The following is a 13,850-nucleotide window of genomic DNA, read 5'->3' on the forward strand; positions in this document are numbered from 1 at the left end:
CTGATGCGGCATGATGCCAAGACATGAGCGCCCTACCGCCCACCGATCGGCCTGACGTCTCGAGCGCGACCTCGGACGGCTTCGTGCGCGGACTCTCCGAAGCCATCGGCGGGCCACTCGGGGCCCACGCTGTCCGGCCGGACGCCCAGCCCGGCCGGTTCTGGAGCGCTCAGCGGATCGTGATCGCTCTGGCCTGTCTGATGCTGGCGCTCTCCTGGGTGCAGAAATCGCCCTGCATGGACGGCAACTGGCAGAAGAACGTCCAGTACACGCGGTACTGCTACACCGATGTGCTGGCGCTCTACTTCGCCGAGGGGCTCAACGAGGGCAAGGTGCCCTACCGGGATCACCCGGTCGAGTATCCGGTGGTCACCGGGTACTTCATGGGTGCGCTGGGGCTGCCGGTGCACTCGTACGGCCAGACCCACCCCGACATCAACCAGGGCAGCTGGTTCTACAACATCAACGCCCTGGTGCTCTCGATCCTGGCGGTGATGAGTGTCGGGATCATCCTGGCGCTGCGCCGCCGCCGGCCCTGGGATGCCGCGATCTTCGCGCTCTCACCGATCCTGCTGGTCACCGCCACGATCAACTGGGACTTCCTGGCGATCGGGTTCTTCGCTCTCGGCCTGTACGTCTGGGTGAAGCGGTACCCGGTCTGGGCCGGTGTCCTCTTCGGCCTGGGCGCGGCGGCGAAACTGTGGCCGCTGTTCATCCTCGGGCCGATCCTGATCCTGGCGCTGCGGATGGGCCGGATATGGACGTTCGTCAGCTCGTTCTTGGCCGCCGGGGTCACCTGGCTCCTGGTCAACCTGCCGGTCATGATCATGTGGCACGAGAGCTGGCTGCGGTTCTTCCGCCTCAACGACGAGCGGCCGATCGACTGGGGCACGTTCTGGTACATCGGGCGTTACATCGACAGCAAGTGGAACAGCGGGGCGGTCGGTGACCAGGGTCCGTTCCAGTGGCTCAGTGATCACGTGCCGACGCTCAACAATCTGTCGTACGCGTTGTTCGGCCTCTCCTGCCTGGCGATCCTGGTCCTCGGCCTGTTGGCGCCGCGCCGTCCACGGTTGAGCCAGCTCGCCTTCCTGGTCGTGGCCGCGTTCCTGATCTTCAGCAAGGTCTGGTCCCAGCAGTACGTGCTGTGGCTGCTCCCGCTGGTGGTGCTGGCCCGCCCGAAGTGGGGCGCGATCATCGCTTGGACGATCGCTGAGATTGGCTACCTCGCTGCCTTCTATGCCGAGCTGATCGGTGCGGGTGGCAACGCGGTCATTCCGGAGGGCACCTTCGTGCTCGCGTCCACTCTCCGGCTGGTCACCGTGGCGGTGCTGTGCGGTCTGGTGGTGCGTGAGATCTGGCGTCCGGAACTGGACGTGGTCCGGGAGAGCTACGACGGCGCCGACCCGGACGCCGGGCCACTGGACGGCCCGGAGCACCCATGGATCACCGGCCTACGCCGCAGCCTCGGGATGGGGCCGTCCGAGGAGGCCCCGCCCCCGCCGATCCACAATGACGAGCCCGCCGAACCCCTCCCCGCAGGCTAGAAAGCCGGCCCCAGCACCCGCCCGCTCACGTTCGCCTGCCCGCGCGTGTCCGCACCCACTTTCCGGACGTTTTTCGTCGCGCCGGCGTTCGCCGCGTTCGTGATGCCGGTGTCCAGGGTGGCCGCCTCTCCGCAGTGGCGGCCGGTGATCGGGATGCTGATCGGCGCCGGCCTGCCCGCGGGCCTGGCATCACCGTAGGGCGCACCGGTTCTTGGCCCGGGCCGTGTGGCCGGTGTTCGGTAAGCCCCGGTCGCGGACCTTCGGCCAGCCCCGGTCGTCGGCGCTTGGCCCGACGCGGTCGCGGTGTTCGGCCAGACGCGGTCGCGGTGTTCGGCCAGACGCGGTCGCCGGGCCGTCCGCCCGAGGCGGTCGCCGGCGCTCGGGCCGGCGTGGTCGCCGGCGTGCGACGACCAGCGCACACAATGCGGCAATGTGCGACTTCACCCTCGCCGGAATGAGGGCAGGCGCACACGGACGGCACAACGTGTGCGCCCGTCCCCGTCAGAGCGAAGCAGACGCACACGATCGGCGAACGTGTGCGCTGACCACCGCTGCGCCCAGACGAACGTGTGCGCTGAACAGCGCTGCGCCCAGACGAACGTGTGCGCTGAACAGCGCTGCGACCGGCGGACCCGCCCTCGGCGGCCCGCTCCCGGTACCGCCTCCGGACGGCCGCCCAAGGTCATCAGACCTCACGATGATCTTGCAAAGCTCGCTGAGGATGGCGCTGACCAGGACGAATGCAAGATTCACTTCAGCGTCGATCCCGACCGGCGATATCGCTGCGCAAAATGGCGAAACTCGAGTGTTTTGCCGAGGTCCACAAGTCTTCCGGGGCGCTTCGCGCCTGCCCGGGGTGGGGGAAAACGGCTGTGGGCAGGCATCATCGCGCCCTTACGCCCCGCGAGATCGGGCGAGCCTCGCGTCATGGCCACAGTCACCTGCAGCTTCGCACGGGGCGGGCTTTGTTCTCTATCCAGATCGGGGGAGGGTGGTGGCTGTCAGGCGGACAGGGCCTCTAGCTAGTCGAGGTAGAAGACGACGGCGCCGGGGATGTCTTCGCGTCGGATGTCGAGGTTGTCCACCGGCAGGTCGCCGGCGCCCTCCCACGAGGTGCCGGCGATGTGGTCGCTCAGCAGCAGCACCCGCCGGACGCCGATCGAATCCAGGTAGTTGATGCTGGTGGCGTCCGGGAAACCGGCGACTTTGGCACGTAGCTCACTCTGCGCCTGTGCGCCGAACCCGCCACCACCGTTCGCCATGTCCTGGAATTTCGTGGTGCTCCAGAGCTGGACCGTCTGATCGGTGAGTTCGGCGGTCGGCAGGACCAGCATCGGCCCGGGGACGGTTCGCATCGCGGCCGGCTGGGCCGGGACGATCGGGTGCGCGGTGGTGTTCCAGCCTTCCAGGGCCACCAGGAGCAGCGGGACCAGGGTGGCCAGGCGCAGCCACGGACCCGGCCACGGTGGGATCCGCTGGGCGGCCAGGTGCTCGGCCCGGCGGACGAAGTCGTCGACCGCTCCGGCGGCCAGGATCGACAGCACCAGCGTCACCCACAGCATCAGACGTCCCGGGATGCGCAGGTCGAACGAGGCCGGGAAGTGGCCGAACAACGGCAGGTAGGTCCAGCGGCCGTCGAGGAAGTTGGTGCCCAGGGTGAGGACGACCGCCGTGGCCAGCCCGGCGAGGAGTACCAGCCGGTGCCGGAGCCGCCAGATCGACAGGAACAGGCCGGCGAGCGCCAGCGCATACAGGACGAAGCCGGGCAGCAGCGACATCTCGGCGGCCCAGCCGAGCGTGGAACGGGGAGTCTCGTGCGCGGCGCCCCAGATCCGCGACTCGGCCGGGCCGATCAGGAGGCCCTGGAGCGGCGGTGAGAAGAACTGGATCTCCTCGAGACGCGAGCCGCTGTCGTTGAGCCGGATGTACGGCACCGCGATCAAGATGCCGACCGCCGCGAAGATCGTCGCGCCCATGATGTTGACGTTGGTCAGCAGAACGCCGATGAGCGGTTTCCAACGAGGAGGCTTCTTGGGGGCCGGAGCCGGACGACGGAAGAACCGTAGCCAGCCCAGCTTTTTCCGGGGCGGGCTCTCCAGGACATCCGTCCCGGCCAGCTCCACAGCCGGCTGCACCGCGGTGTCAGTCCTACCGCCCGCAGCCGCCGAACCCTTCCCACTAGCCGAAGCCGCCGAACCCTTCCCGCCATCCGTGGCCGCCGAACCCTTACCACTAGCTGCGGCCGTGGAACCCTTCTCACCGGCCCCGGCGGTCGAACCCTTCCCGTCGCCGCTCCCGACCGCCGAATCTTCGGTGCCAAAGGGTGTCGCCGCCTTACCACTCGCGGACGTCTCACCCTTTCCGCCCTTTTGGTCGGATTCAACGGAGGCGGGAGTGGTCGGCTTGTCGGTTTTTCCGCCCTGCGAAAGGGTGAGCCCGTCGGCCACCGCCGTCTCACTCTTCTGGCCGGACGCGGGAGTCGCGGATGCCGCGGCACGGCCTGCCGGCGAGATGGATGCGGAGGATCTGTCGGTATTTCCGACGGAAGGCGCGGCGAACGCGGCCGCCTCAGTTTTCTGACCGGACCCAGATGAGGTGGACGCGGATTCGGGCGAGGCAGACCCGGATGAGGCAGACCCGGGCGAGGCAGACCCGGGCGAGGCAGACCCGGGCGAGGCAGACCCGGGCGAGGCAGACCCGGGCGAGGCAGACCCGGGCGAGGCAGACCCGGATGGGGCGGATTCGGGCGAGGCGGATTCGGTTGACGTGCCGGGCACCGGGGAGGCGGATTTAACCGATTTGTCGACCGAAGGCACAGCTTTAGCAGCCTTCGAATCGGATGCAGCTGCGTCGGAGGCCGCTGACATGCCGGATATGCCAGGCTTACCCTCCACGTCGGAGCCAGAGGCGGCGGGTTTGCCAATGCGGTCGAAGCCAGAGGCGGGGGCCTCGCCCGAGAGACCGGAGCCGGAGGCAGCGGCCTTGCCTGAGACAGAGGCAGGGGCGGCGTCCGAGGCAGGCGCCTTGTCCGGGGCGCCGACCGAGGCCTTGCCGGAGTCGGGGACCGGGGTGGTGAGTGCGGCGACCTCGCGGCGGTCCTTCTGGTCGCGGCGGTACCGGAGGAAGCCGCGCAACGAATGGACTGCCGACGCGAACATCAGCACGATCAGAAGCAACCCCAGCAGGTAGGCGAAGGGGATGCCCAGCGAGAAGCCGAGAGTGAGCTGCCAGATCGCGACGAGCCAGCCGCAGATCGCCCAGGTGGCGCTTCGTCGTTCGGCGCGGAAGCCGTGCCGCAGCGAATAGCCGTGCCCGCGGGCCAGCATGGCGAGAGCCAGCGGGATGCCGCCGGCCGAGATGATGTCGAGGTGGCCCTCCTGTGCCAGCCGCCACGGCGCGTAGGCGAACGCGACCGCTGCAACCGCTGCGCCGGTACGGCGGGCCCCCAACTGCCGGACCAGGGCGTAGGCGCCGATCACGAGCAGGGCGTGGGCCAGCACGAACAGCACGTTGTAACGCAGCACCGCGGCAGCCGGACCGGTGCCGATCATTCCGGCCAGGGCGTAGCCGACCAGGCTGTCGCCGAAGGCCAGACCGTCCGCGGCGGGGAAGTAGGCGTTCGCCTGCCACAGCCGCACCGGATCGCTGATCAGGATGTGCCCGATCCAGGAGACCTGCCAGGCCTGCCGGGACGGGTCGCCGAGATCCTGCGGGAGGGTGTGCATCGGGTACCGCAAGGCCGGCCAGGTCATCGCCACCGCGAGCAGGCAGGCGGCGTAGATCACCAGGGCGTATTCGTGGACGAGCCCACGCAGTGTCGCCCGAAGACCGCGGCGGATCCGGCCCGGCCCCTGGTCCTGTGTAGCGGCGAAGACACTCCAGGGGTCCGGCGGTGCGCCGGGCGGCCGGGCCGACGGCAGGGGCTTGCGAGGTTTAGGCGGCGTCTCCTGTGGACTCTCCGGCTTACCGGACTCATCGGAAACCGGAATATCTGCCGCTTTTCCGACGTCAGCGCCCGGGCCGGGCCCGGTAGAGCCCTCCGACTCTCCGGCACGCTTCAAAGCAACCGAACCGCCACCGCCCGAACCTGGATCGCCGGCCAGCCCGGCCGACCCGGCCGAGGTAGCCGACCCCGCCGACGCGGCGGAGACAGCTGAGGTGGCCGACCCGGCCGACGCGGCGGAGACGGCTGAGGTGGCCGACCCGGCCGACGCGGCGGAGACGGCTGAGGTGGCCGACCCGGCTGAGGTGGCGGAGGTAGCCGATGTGGCCGACGCGGCGGAGGTGCCCGAGGTAACCGACGGCGCCGAGGTGGAAAGCGGCACAGCCGAACTCCCGGCAGCCGAATCGCCAGAGGGCAAGGCTGAGGACGGCGCCGCGGCCGACCCGGCGGACGGCTTGGCCGAGCCCTGGACCGCCGAAGGAGACGCCGCGGGCGCGGTGGTGGCCGAAGTCGCAGCCGGGGCTTTCCTCCGGAACAGGCCGAATCGACGGCGCGGAGAATCCGGCCGTGGCTCGCGCGGCGCCGGCACCGGCTCCGCAGGCGCGGAGGCGGGCGCGGCGGCAGGCGCAATCGGCTGCGGCTGCTCGGTCATGACCCTCCCCGGGGCGGTGCGTCAGTTGCCCGCCCGCTCCCGCAGTAGGGCGATGTCGGCGGTCTGCCCCTCGATCCCACCAGGGGTCTCCACAATGGCCGGAGCTCCCGAAGCGCGGATGGCGGCGACCACCAACTCGGTGTCGATCTTCCCACTCCCGAGGTTGTCGTGCCTGTCCTGCCCCGAGTCGAATCCACCCTTGGAATCGTTGGCATGAATCAGGTCGATCCGTCCGGTGATCGCCTTGACCCGGTCGACGATGCCGGCCAGGTCCTCCCCGCCGGCGAACGCATGGCACGTGTCCAGGCAGAACCCGGCCCCGAACGAGCCGACCGCCTCCCACAACCGGGCCAGCGCGTCGAACCGCCTGGCGCACGCGTTGTCGCCACCCGCCGTGTTCTCGATCAGGACCGGAAGCGGCAGGCCACCCTCACTCTCCGCATACTCGAAGGCTTTCCGCCAGTTGACGAAACCGGCCTCGAGATCGGCGCCGGCGCCGACGTGGCCACCGTGCACGATCAGCCCTTTCGCGCCCAGCTCGGCGGCGGCGCGGGCGTGGGCCATCAGCAGCTTGCGGCTCGGGATGCGGATGCGGTTGTTGGGCGACGCGACATTGATGATGTACGGCGCGTGCACGAACACGTCCACCTCGGAGGCGCGGATCCGCTCGGCGTCCTCACGTGGTTTGGGCGAATTGTATTTCTGTGGGTCGGTCAGGAAGAACTGCACGGCCTCGGCGCCGCGAGCGGCGGCCTCGGCCAGCGGGTCGGCGGAATCGACGTGGGCTCCGATGCGCATGGGACGAGCCTACGACGCGGGTACGACGCTTTCCTCTCGCGTCACCGCGCTCCACAGCGAGTCGTTACTTCCATTGATCTTTGCTGACGGATGCCGGCGCGAGCCGGTGTTGACCTGGGGGATGGCGCATGTCGCGGCAGTTCCGATACCGGATGGCGGCGCTGGGGCTGAGTGCCCTGATCTTCGGCGCTCCGCTGCTCTCGAACGGCACGGCGAGCGCCGACCAGTTCGACGCCAACGACCGTCTGGTGAGTTTCGGCGGGATCGGCATGTTCGGTCTGTCCTGCGGTTCCCGGCCGAGCGCCGAGGCGATGACGGTGCCGGCCAGCAGTGTGGTCCGGGTGGTCAACCAGACCGGCCACGACGCGCAGCTGCGGCTCGGTGGGGTGCCGCAGGGCATCGTGCCGGCGGACGGCGCGGCCGAGGTGATGTTCCGGCGCGGGACGACTGCGGTGCAGCTCACTCCGGAGTGCTCGTTCGGCGAGGACGTACTGCCGATGCTGATCACGGCGGCGCCGTCGGCCTCGTTCGAGCAGCCAGGACCGACCCCGGACCCGGCCGGCGGGGGTGGCTCCCCGCTGATGTCGAGGCCGGCGAACGGATCGGGCTCGCCGGCGCGTACCTCCGGTTCGATCCGGCCGGACTCCGTCGCTCCCAAGTCCGAGCCCACCCGTACCGCATCGAAGGGGTCTCGGCGCGGAGCGCACAAGTCCGACGAGACGCGGACCGCGACCGCAAAACGGGCCTCGGCCACCGCGGCGCAGGCGTCGCAAGACGCCGCAACCCCCAAGATCAAGAGCAAGACGCGGCGGGGTACGACCGGAGTCGGCGCGCCCGCATTCGCCGGCATGCCTCCAGGCGGCCGGAAGTCCGCGGCGTCCCCGGTGCAGGCGCGGGAGCAGGCCGTGTCGCCGTCGGCCGAGGAGGACCTGGCCGGCGTCCCGGCCGAGGCGCCGGCCGGCCCGGGCAGCCTGGACGCGGCTCAGCCGGTGGCCGCCGTCGGGCGGATCGAGGACGGGCATCCGCTGGGGCTGCTGGGGCTCACCGCGCTGGTCTGCGTGCTCGGCGTCGCAACCGCCGCGATTCGGGCAATCGTGTCGCAACGTGCATCACGCACAAATATGGCGTAAGCTGCTCTTTGAAAGCTCCGCGGGGCGTACGCGTCCAACCTCATCGGTGTGGTCGTTCCTCCCCAGGTCCCACCCAACGAATCGGGCCGGACGCCCCGCGGCTCTCCATCGGCGACCTCGTCCCACGGACGGGGTCGCCGTTTTTGGGTCAAGCGGCCCACCTGGGTATGCTGGCTCGGTTCGCAGTGTGTTCGCCGTGGGCTCATGTCTCCCACGGCTTTCTTCTGCGAGCGACACAAGACCTCCTGCCACGGAGAGACCGTGGCCGCATAGCCCACAGGAGGTGAGAACGTCTTGCGTCATTACGAACTCATGGTGATCCTCGACCCTTCGCTCGAGGAGCGCACCGTTGCTCCGTCGCTCGACCAGTACCTGAACGTGATCAGGACCGCGGGTGGCTCGGTGGAGAAGCTCGACGTCTGGGGCCGTCGCCGGCTCTCGTTCGAGATCAACAAGAAGGCCGAGGGCATCTACGCGGTCGTCGACCTGCAGGCGACGCCCGAGGCCGTGGCCGAGCTGGACCGTCAGCTCCGGCTCAACGAGTCCATCCTGCGCACCAAGGTCATCCGTCCCGAGACCCGCTGAGCCGTTTTTGTCAGAGGGTCCTGAGACCCTTTGCGTCAACGATCTGAGCGGCGAGGAGAAGTTTCATGGCTGGAGAAACCGTAATCACGGTCGTCGGCAACCTGGTCAACGACCCTGAGATGCGTTACACCAACTCGGGCGCGGGTGTCGCCTCGTTCCGTATCGCCTCGACGCCGCGGACACTGGACCGGCAGACCGGTGAGTGGAAAGACGGCGAGGCGCTCTTCCTCACCTGCAACATCTGGCGTGAGGCCGCCGAGCACGTCGTCCAGTCGCTGCAGCGCGGCGCCCGGGTGATCGTGCAGGGCCGGCTGCGTCAGCGGTCCTACGAGACCAAAGAGGGCGAGAAGCGTTCCTCCTACGAACTCGAGGTGGACGAGATCGGCCCATCCCTGCGCTACGCCACGGCGACGGTGCAGAAAGCGGTCCGGTCCGGCGGTGGCGGCGGGTTCGGCAACTCCGGGGGCGGTTTCGGCTCCGGTGGTGGCGGCGGCGGCAACCGGCAGTTCGGTGGCGGTGGTGGCAACAACAGCGGTGGTGGCGGTCGTGGCAACAGCAACGACTTCGACGACCCCTGGGCCACGGCTGCGCCGGCGTCCGGTGGCGGTGGCCGTTCCGGCGGTGGTGGCAACTCCTCGTTCGACGACGAGCCTCCCTTCTAAGCCCTACCGGGCTTTCCAGATCACCAACAGGAGTTTGAGCAATGGCTAAGGCTGCGGCGCTTCGCAAGCCGAAGAAGAAGGTGAACCCGCTCGACAAGGACGGGATCACCTACATCGACTACAAGGACACCGCGCTCCTGCGGAAGTTCATCTCCGACCGCGGCAAGATCCGTGCCCGCCGCGTCACCGGTGTGACCTCCCAGCAGCAGCGGCAGATCGCCCGCGCGGTCAAGAACGCCCGTGAGATGGCGCTCCTGCCGTACACGGCCACGGCGCGCTGAGAGGGGGCACCGAGATGAAGATCATCCTTACGCAGGAGGTTTCCGGCCTCGGCACCCCCGGCGACATCGTCGAGGTGAAGAACGGTTACGGCCGCAACTACCTGCTCCCGCAGGGGTTCGCGATCCAGTGGACCAAGGGCGCCGAGAAGCAGGTCGTCGTGATCAAGCGGGCCCGCGAGGCTCGTGAGATCCGTGACCTGGGCCAGGCCAACGAGGTCAAGGGCCAGCTGGCCGGCCTCAAGGTCACGCTGAAGGCGCGCTCCGGCAACGGTGGCCGTCTGTTCGGCTCGATCACCCCGGCCGAGATCGTCGACGCGGTCAAGGCCGCCGGTGGTCCCGCCCTGGACCGTCGTCGCCTCGAGCTCCCCGGTCACATCAAGACCACCGGGGCGTACAACGTGCAGGTCAAGCTGCACCCCGAGGTGACCGCGACGTTCCCGGTGAACGTGGTGGCCGCCAAGTAGTCGTCGTACTACGCCGAAACGGCGCGTCAGGCCTCGCCCGGCGCGCCGTTCTCGTTACCCATCCAAACCCACGTGACGGTCCACCCCGCGATTTGCCGCCGGTGACTTGGCACCAGATGCCAAGTCACCGGTTACAAGGCAAATCGCCGCGGAGCGAAGCGGAGCCAGCTAACTCAGCTCAGGCTGTTGCCGGTGATCGCCGAGCTCAGGACGGTGGCCAGGCCGCCGCCGACCACTGCCGCGGCCAGACCGACGCTCGCCGATTTCCAGGCCGTCGTGACGGTGCGGAGCCCGTAGGCCACCGCCATGCTCAGCACCAGCGCGATGCCGAATCCTGGAGCGGCGCCGGCCAGCGTGTCCAGGGCGTGACCGCTCTGGCCGCTGTTGACCACGAAGATGCCGAGCACGAAGAGGACGACCGGCACGCCGTACCAGACGACGGTGTAACCGACCGCGGCGAGCGGGGTCCCGGTGTCCTCCTGCTCCTCTTCCTCGTCCTCCGGATCGAGCAGGTCGTTCTGCTTGTTGAGTAGGAAGTCGCCACCCATCGGGCGACGCTCGTAGGAGCCGGTGCCCTGGAAGGCGCCGGTCGGTCGGCGAGGAGGCCACGACGTGTCCTCCTCGACCGCCACTCCACCGGAGCTCGCCGCGCCGGGTGCGGCGATCACCGAGGTGGCGCTCAGGGCCAGATTCGACGATCCGTCGACCGCTGCTGAACCGCTTGGCCGAAAGGGAGGAAAGTCCGACGTGTCGTAACGGCGGGATTCGCCCTCAGCCAGCTCAGTCTGGCGGGACAGCTCTCGGCGCCAGTCGGTCTCACCGTCCTGCCCGGCGCCTCGATATTCGGCCCCGCGCCGGCCGGCGCGTTCAGCGGCGAGCCAGTCCGCAAGCGGCGGACGGTCGCCGAAGCCGCCTCCCGAGGGCGGCGGAGGATTGTCACGGTCGCCCCAGCCACGCCGGGACGAGGTGTCGGTCAGCGGATCCGGCCAACGTGCCGTCAGGTCACCCGAGGCATTGCCGTACACCGGTTTCTGCTGCTGCGTCCAGGCCGGCCCGGACGTCGGCGCCGAGCTGCCCGCCGGCAGTGCGCGAGCCGACCCGAAACCGGGGCGACGCTGCTGCTCGGGCGGCGTGTCGTAGGCGGCCGGCTGGGCCGGGATGTTCTGGCTGCCGTAGGCCGGCCCGCGCTGGGGCGGCTGCTGGCGCTCCTGGTCGAGCCAGGACGTCTCGGAGCCACCACCGTAGGCCGGCCGCTGTTGCGCCGGACGCTGGCCGCGCTCCTGCTCCACCCACGACTGGCCGCCCGCACCGCCCGGACGCTGGCCCCGCTCCTGGTCGCCCCAGGCCGGGCCGCTGGCCGGTGCGGCCGGTAGTTCACGAGCGCCGTACGTCGGCTGCTGCTGCTGTGCGGACGGACCGGCCGGAAGCTCACGCTGGCCACCGCCGTAGGCCGGCCGCTGCGGCTGGGCGGACGGCCCGGCCGGCAGTTCGCGCTGGCTGCCGGCACTGCCGAAGCCACTGCGCGGCGCCTCCGGGCGGGCCTGCCCGTAGCCGCCACCGGCCGGAAGCTCACGCTGGCCGCCGCCGTAGCCCGGCTCCTGCCAGCGGGGCGCGTCGGCCGGTTCGTCCCGGTAGGCCCGGCGGCGCGGTTCCGGCCCGGCCGGCTCCGACCATTGCGGTGGAATCGGGCCGCGACGGCCGTCCTGCGGGTAACCCACCGAGCCGGAGCGGCTGTCCTCACCCGGGTAGCCCGGTCCGGGGCGGGCGCCGTCGCCGTACCCCTCCGGATCGATGTTGAGACGCCGGTATTGCCGGCTCTGCCGCGGCTCGGGGTCGGACTGCCAAGCCTGCGGGCCCGGCGGCTCCGCGCCGCGAGGGGGCTCAGCGGGCCGCGACGGGTCGGAGGCACGCCGGCGGCCACCCGAGTACCCATCGGGGCTGAACGGCTCCTCAGGGCGGCCACGACGGCCGGAACGACCATCGTCGACCGGAGCGCTGCCGGCTGACCAGCCCGCACCGCTCGTGTTGCCGGCCGGAACCGAACTGCTCGGCAGCGGCCCGCCGGGCACCCCACCGGTCGGCTCGTCGCGCCGGGAGCGGCGGGCGGGCGGCTCCGTCTCGTCCTTGGTCGCCTCGCGGCGGGCCGCCTCGGCACGCCATGCGAGCACCCGCGGATCCTCACCGGACCGGCTCCACTGACCGGTGTCCGGGTCACGGGTCCAGTTGCTGGTGTCCTGGTCGGCGTCCCAGGAGGCGGTGTCCTCACGCCAGTTGGTCGGGTTGGAGTTGTAGCGACGGCGCTCGCCGCTGCCACCGGCACGACGGGCGGGCGGCTCGGGGCGGGTCTCCTCGGGCTGCCGCCGACGGTCACGCCGGGGCGGCGCCTCGGAGCGTGCCGCCCAGGCGGGACGGTCGTCTTGATCCTGGACGACCGGAATGCTGCCGGTGTCGGTGTGGTCGGCCCAGTTGTCCGCGGACGACCCGCTCGACCAGCCACTGCCGCCGGACGGGGCCGGATCGGCCTCGGCGGCCCGCCGGCGCCCGACCCGGGTGGGCCGTTCGCCGAAGCCGCCCGCGTCGCGGCGCCAGGCCGCACGGTCGTCCTCACGGACCAGGTGCCGGGCGTCCTCAGCGGCGGAACGCTGCCAGCCGGGCGCGTCGGTCCGCTCCCAGCGGGTGAGGCCGGTGGTGTTCTCCCCGGGGCCGGGACGGCCCTGGTCACCCCAGGCCGAACCGGCGGCGCCCGCGGACGAGGTGGACCAGGTGCCGGTGTCGGCGGCCCGGCGGCGCGACGGGGTCTGCGGCTGCTGCCAGGACGGCGTCTGGGGCGCCTGCGGCGTGGGGGCCGACGGCTGCTGCCAGGACGGGGTCGCCTGCGGCTGCTGCCACGAGGGCGTCTGCGGCTGCTGCCAGGACGGCGCCTGACCGGTCGGAGGCGGGCCGGCCGGTGTCTGCGCGGACGGCTGCTGCCAGGTCGGCATCTGGACGGACGGCTGACGCCAGGACGGAGTCTGCTCGACCGGCGTGGTCGCGGCCGGCAGATCCGGCCGGCGCTGCCAGGACGACGAGTTGTCCGGATCGTTGCGCCGCCAGGACGGCGTCTCGGTCGACGGCTGCCGCCACGCCGGCGTGCTGCCGGACTGGTCGGCCGCCGGTGACTGCCGCCACGACGGGGTCTCCCGATCGGCGCCGGTCTCCCACGCGGTACCCGGGATCGACGCCTGTTTGTCCCGCTCGGCGGCCTCGTCCTCGGCCCGCCACGCCTCGGTGGTGGAACGCCAGACATGCGAGCCGGTGGACGATCGCCACTCGGTGGTCTGCCGCCAGCGCGCGCCGGTGGCCCGCCACTCGGCGGTCTCGGTGCGCCAGCCGACACCGTCGGCCGGGAAGGTCGGCCGACCGGTCGGGGTGACCTCGGTGGACCACCTGTTCACCGGCTCGATCGCCTGGCCGCCGCCGCCATACGGCTCGACTTCGGCCTGCTGGGCCCAGTCGTCGGCGCGGCGTTGCCAGGCCAGTGCCTCGTCGCTCGGCGCCATGCTGCCGGTATCGGTCAGCGATGCCCAACGCGACTCCGGCTCCTCGATCTCCGGTTCCCGGGTGGGCCAAGCACCCGCAGCGCGCCGAGGGCGCGACATGCGGGTCCCGTAGTCCCACTCCCGTTGGTCCACCTGGAAAGGGTGACGTGCCCGAAGCGGAACCGCAACGCCTCAGTGCGACTGCTTGCTCACCCGAGTAGCTATTTCCGCAGATCCTGACTTGTTTCTGCCCTCCACAGGTGGGGACGA

General features: G+C 70.6%; 10 protein-coding genes and 1 pseudogene. 7 read left to right on the forward strand and 4 right to left on the reverse strand.

Annotated features, from left to right (window positions below; genetic code table 11):
• Positions 1–23: 23 nt before the first annotated feature.
• Together AB0E94_RS07480 and AB0E94_RS07485 are read left to right on the forward strand one after the other, a co-directional pair.
• A complete protein-coding gene (locus AB0E94_RS07480) occupies positions 24–1,547 on the forward strand; it encodes a glycosyltransferase 87 family protein (RefSeq protein ID WP_360323599.1) in 1,524 nt (507 codons plus the stop codon).
• Between the two features lie 45 nt (positions 1,548–1,592).
• On the forward strand, positions 1,593–1,745 hold the full coding sequence (locus AB0E94_RS07485; protein WP_360323601.1) for a hypothetical protein: 153 nt from the start codon (positions 1,593–1,595) through the stop codon (positions 1,743–1,745).
• A gap of 824 nt (positions 1,746–2,569) precedes the next feature.
• Here the strand turns inward: AB0E94_RS07485 and AB0E94_RS07490 are convergent.
• The 3 genes and pseudogenes from AB0E94_RS07490 to AB0E94_RS07500 form a co-directional block, all read right to left on the reverse strand.
• Positions 2,570–4,732, reverse strand: coding sequence for a hypothetical protein (locus tag AB0E94_RS07490; RefSeq protein WP_360323730.1), 2,163 nt, complete (start codon positions 4,730–4,732; stop codon positions 2,570–2,572).
• Positions 4,709–5,467: pseudogene (locus AB0E94_RS07495) on the reverse strand (hypothetical protein); the annotation flags it as partial. The gene AB0E94_RS07490 and the pseudogene AB0E94_RS07495, both read right to left, overlap by 24 nt.
• A gap of 696 nt (positions 5,468–6,163) precedes the next feature.
• A complete protein-coding gene (locus AB0E94_RS07500) occupies positions 6,164–6,940 on the reverse strand; it encodes a deoxyribonuclease IV (protein WP_360323603.1) in 777 nt (258 codons plus the stop codon).
• Positions 6,941–7,068: 128 nt separating this feature from the next.
• Between AB0E94_RS07500 and AB0E94_RS07505 the strand changes: the two genes are divergently transcribed.
• The 5 genes from AB0E94_RS07505 to rplI all read left to right on the forward strand — a co-directional run bounded on the left by AB0E94_RS07505 (position 7,069) and on the right by rplI (position 10,062).
• Positions 7,069–8,070 (forward strand): hypothetical protein, encoded by a 1,002-nt coding sequence (locus tag AB0E94_RS07505; protein ID WP_360323605.1) that lies wholly within the window; start codon positions 7,069–7,071, stop codon positions 8,068–8,070.
• Positions 8,071–8,364: 294 nt separating this feature from the next.
• The gene (rpsF, locus tag AB0E94_RS07510) at positions 8,365–8,655 is read left to right on the forward strand and encodes a 30S ribosomal protein S6 (RefSeq protein WP_014448192.1); all 291 of its coding nucleotides are present in this window, start codon (positions 8,365–8,367) and stop codon (positions 8,653–8,655) included.
• A 65-nt stretch (positions 8,656–8,720) separates the two neighbouring features.
• Complete coding sequence (locus tag AB0E94_RS07515) at positions 8,721–9,317, forward strand: single-stranded DNA-binding protein (RefSeq protein ID WP_360323607.1); 597 nt, start codon at positions 8,721–8,723, stop codon at positions 9,315–9,317.
• Positions 9,318–9,358: 41 nt separating this feature from the next.
• Positions 9,359–9,598, forward strand: coding sequence for a 30S ribosomal protein S18 (gene rpsR / locus AB0E94_RS07520; RefSeq protein WP_007073789.1), 240 nt, complete (start codon positions 9,359–9,361; stop codon positions 9,596–9,598).
• A gap of 14 nt (positions 9,599–9,612) precedes the next feature.
• The gene (rplI, locus tag AB0E94_RS07525) at positions 9,613–10,062 is read left to right on the forward strand and encodes a 50S ribosomal protein L9 (protein ID WP_109601537.1); all 450 of its coding nucleotides are present in this window, start codon (positions 9,613–9,615) and stop codon (positions 10,060–10,062) included.
• A 173-nt stretch (positions 10,063–10,235) separates the two neighbouring features.
• Here rplI and AB0E94_RS07530 read toward each other — a convergent pair whose 3' ends face one another.
• Positions 10,236–13,733 carry a hypothetical protein gene (locus tag AB0E94_RS07530; RefSeq protein ID WP_360323610.1) on the reverse strand — a complete coding sequence of 1,166 codons (3,498 nt, stop codon included), beginning with the start codon at positions 13,731–13,733 and terminating at the stop codon, positions 10,236–10,238.
• Between the last annotated feature and the right edge of the window lie 117 nt (positions 13,734–13,850).

This window comes from Actinoplanes sp. NPDC026670 (assembly GCF_040638175.1).
GTDB lineage: Bacteria > Actinomycetota > Actinomycetes > Mycobacteriales > Micromonosporaceae > Actinoplanes.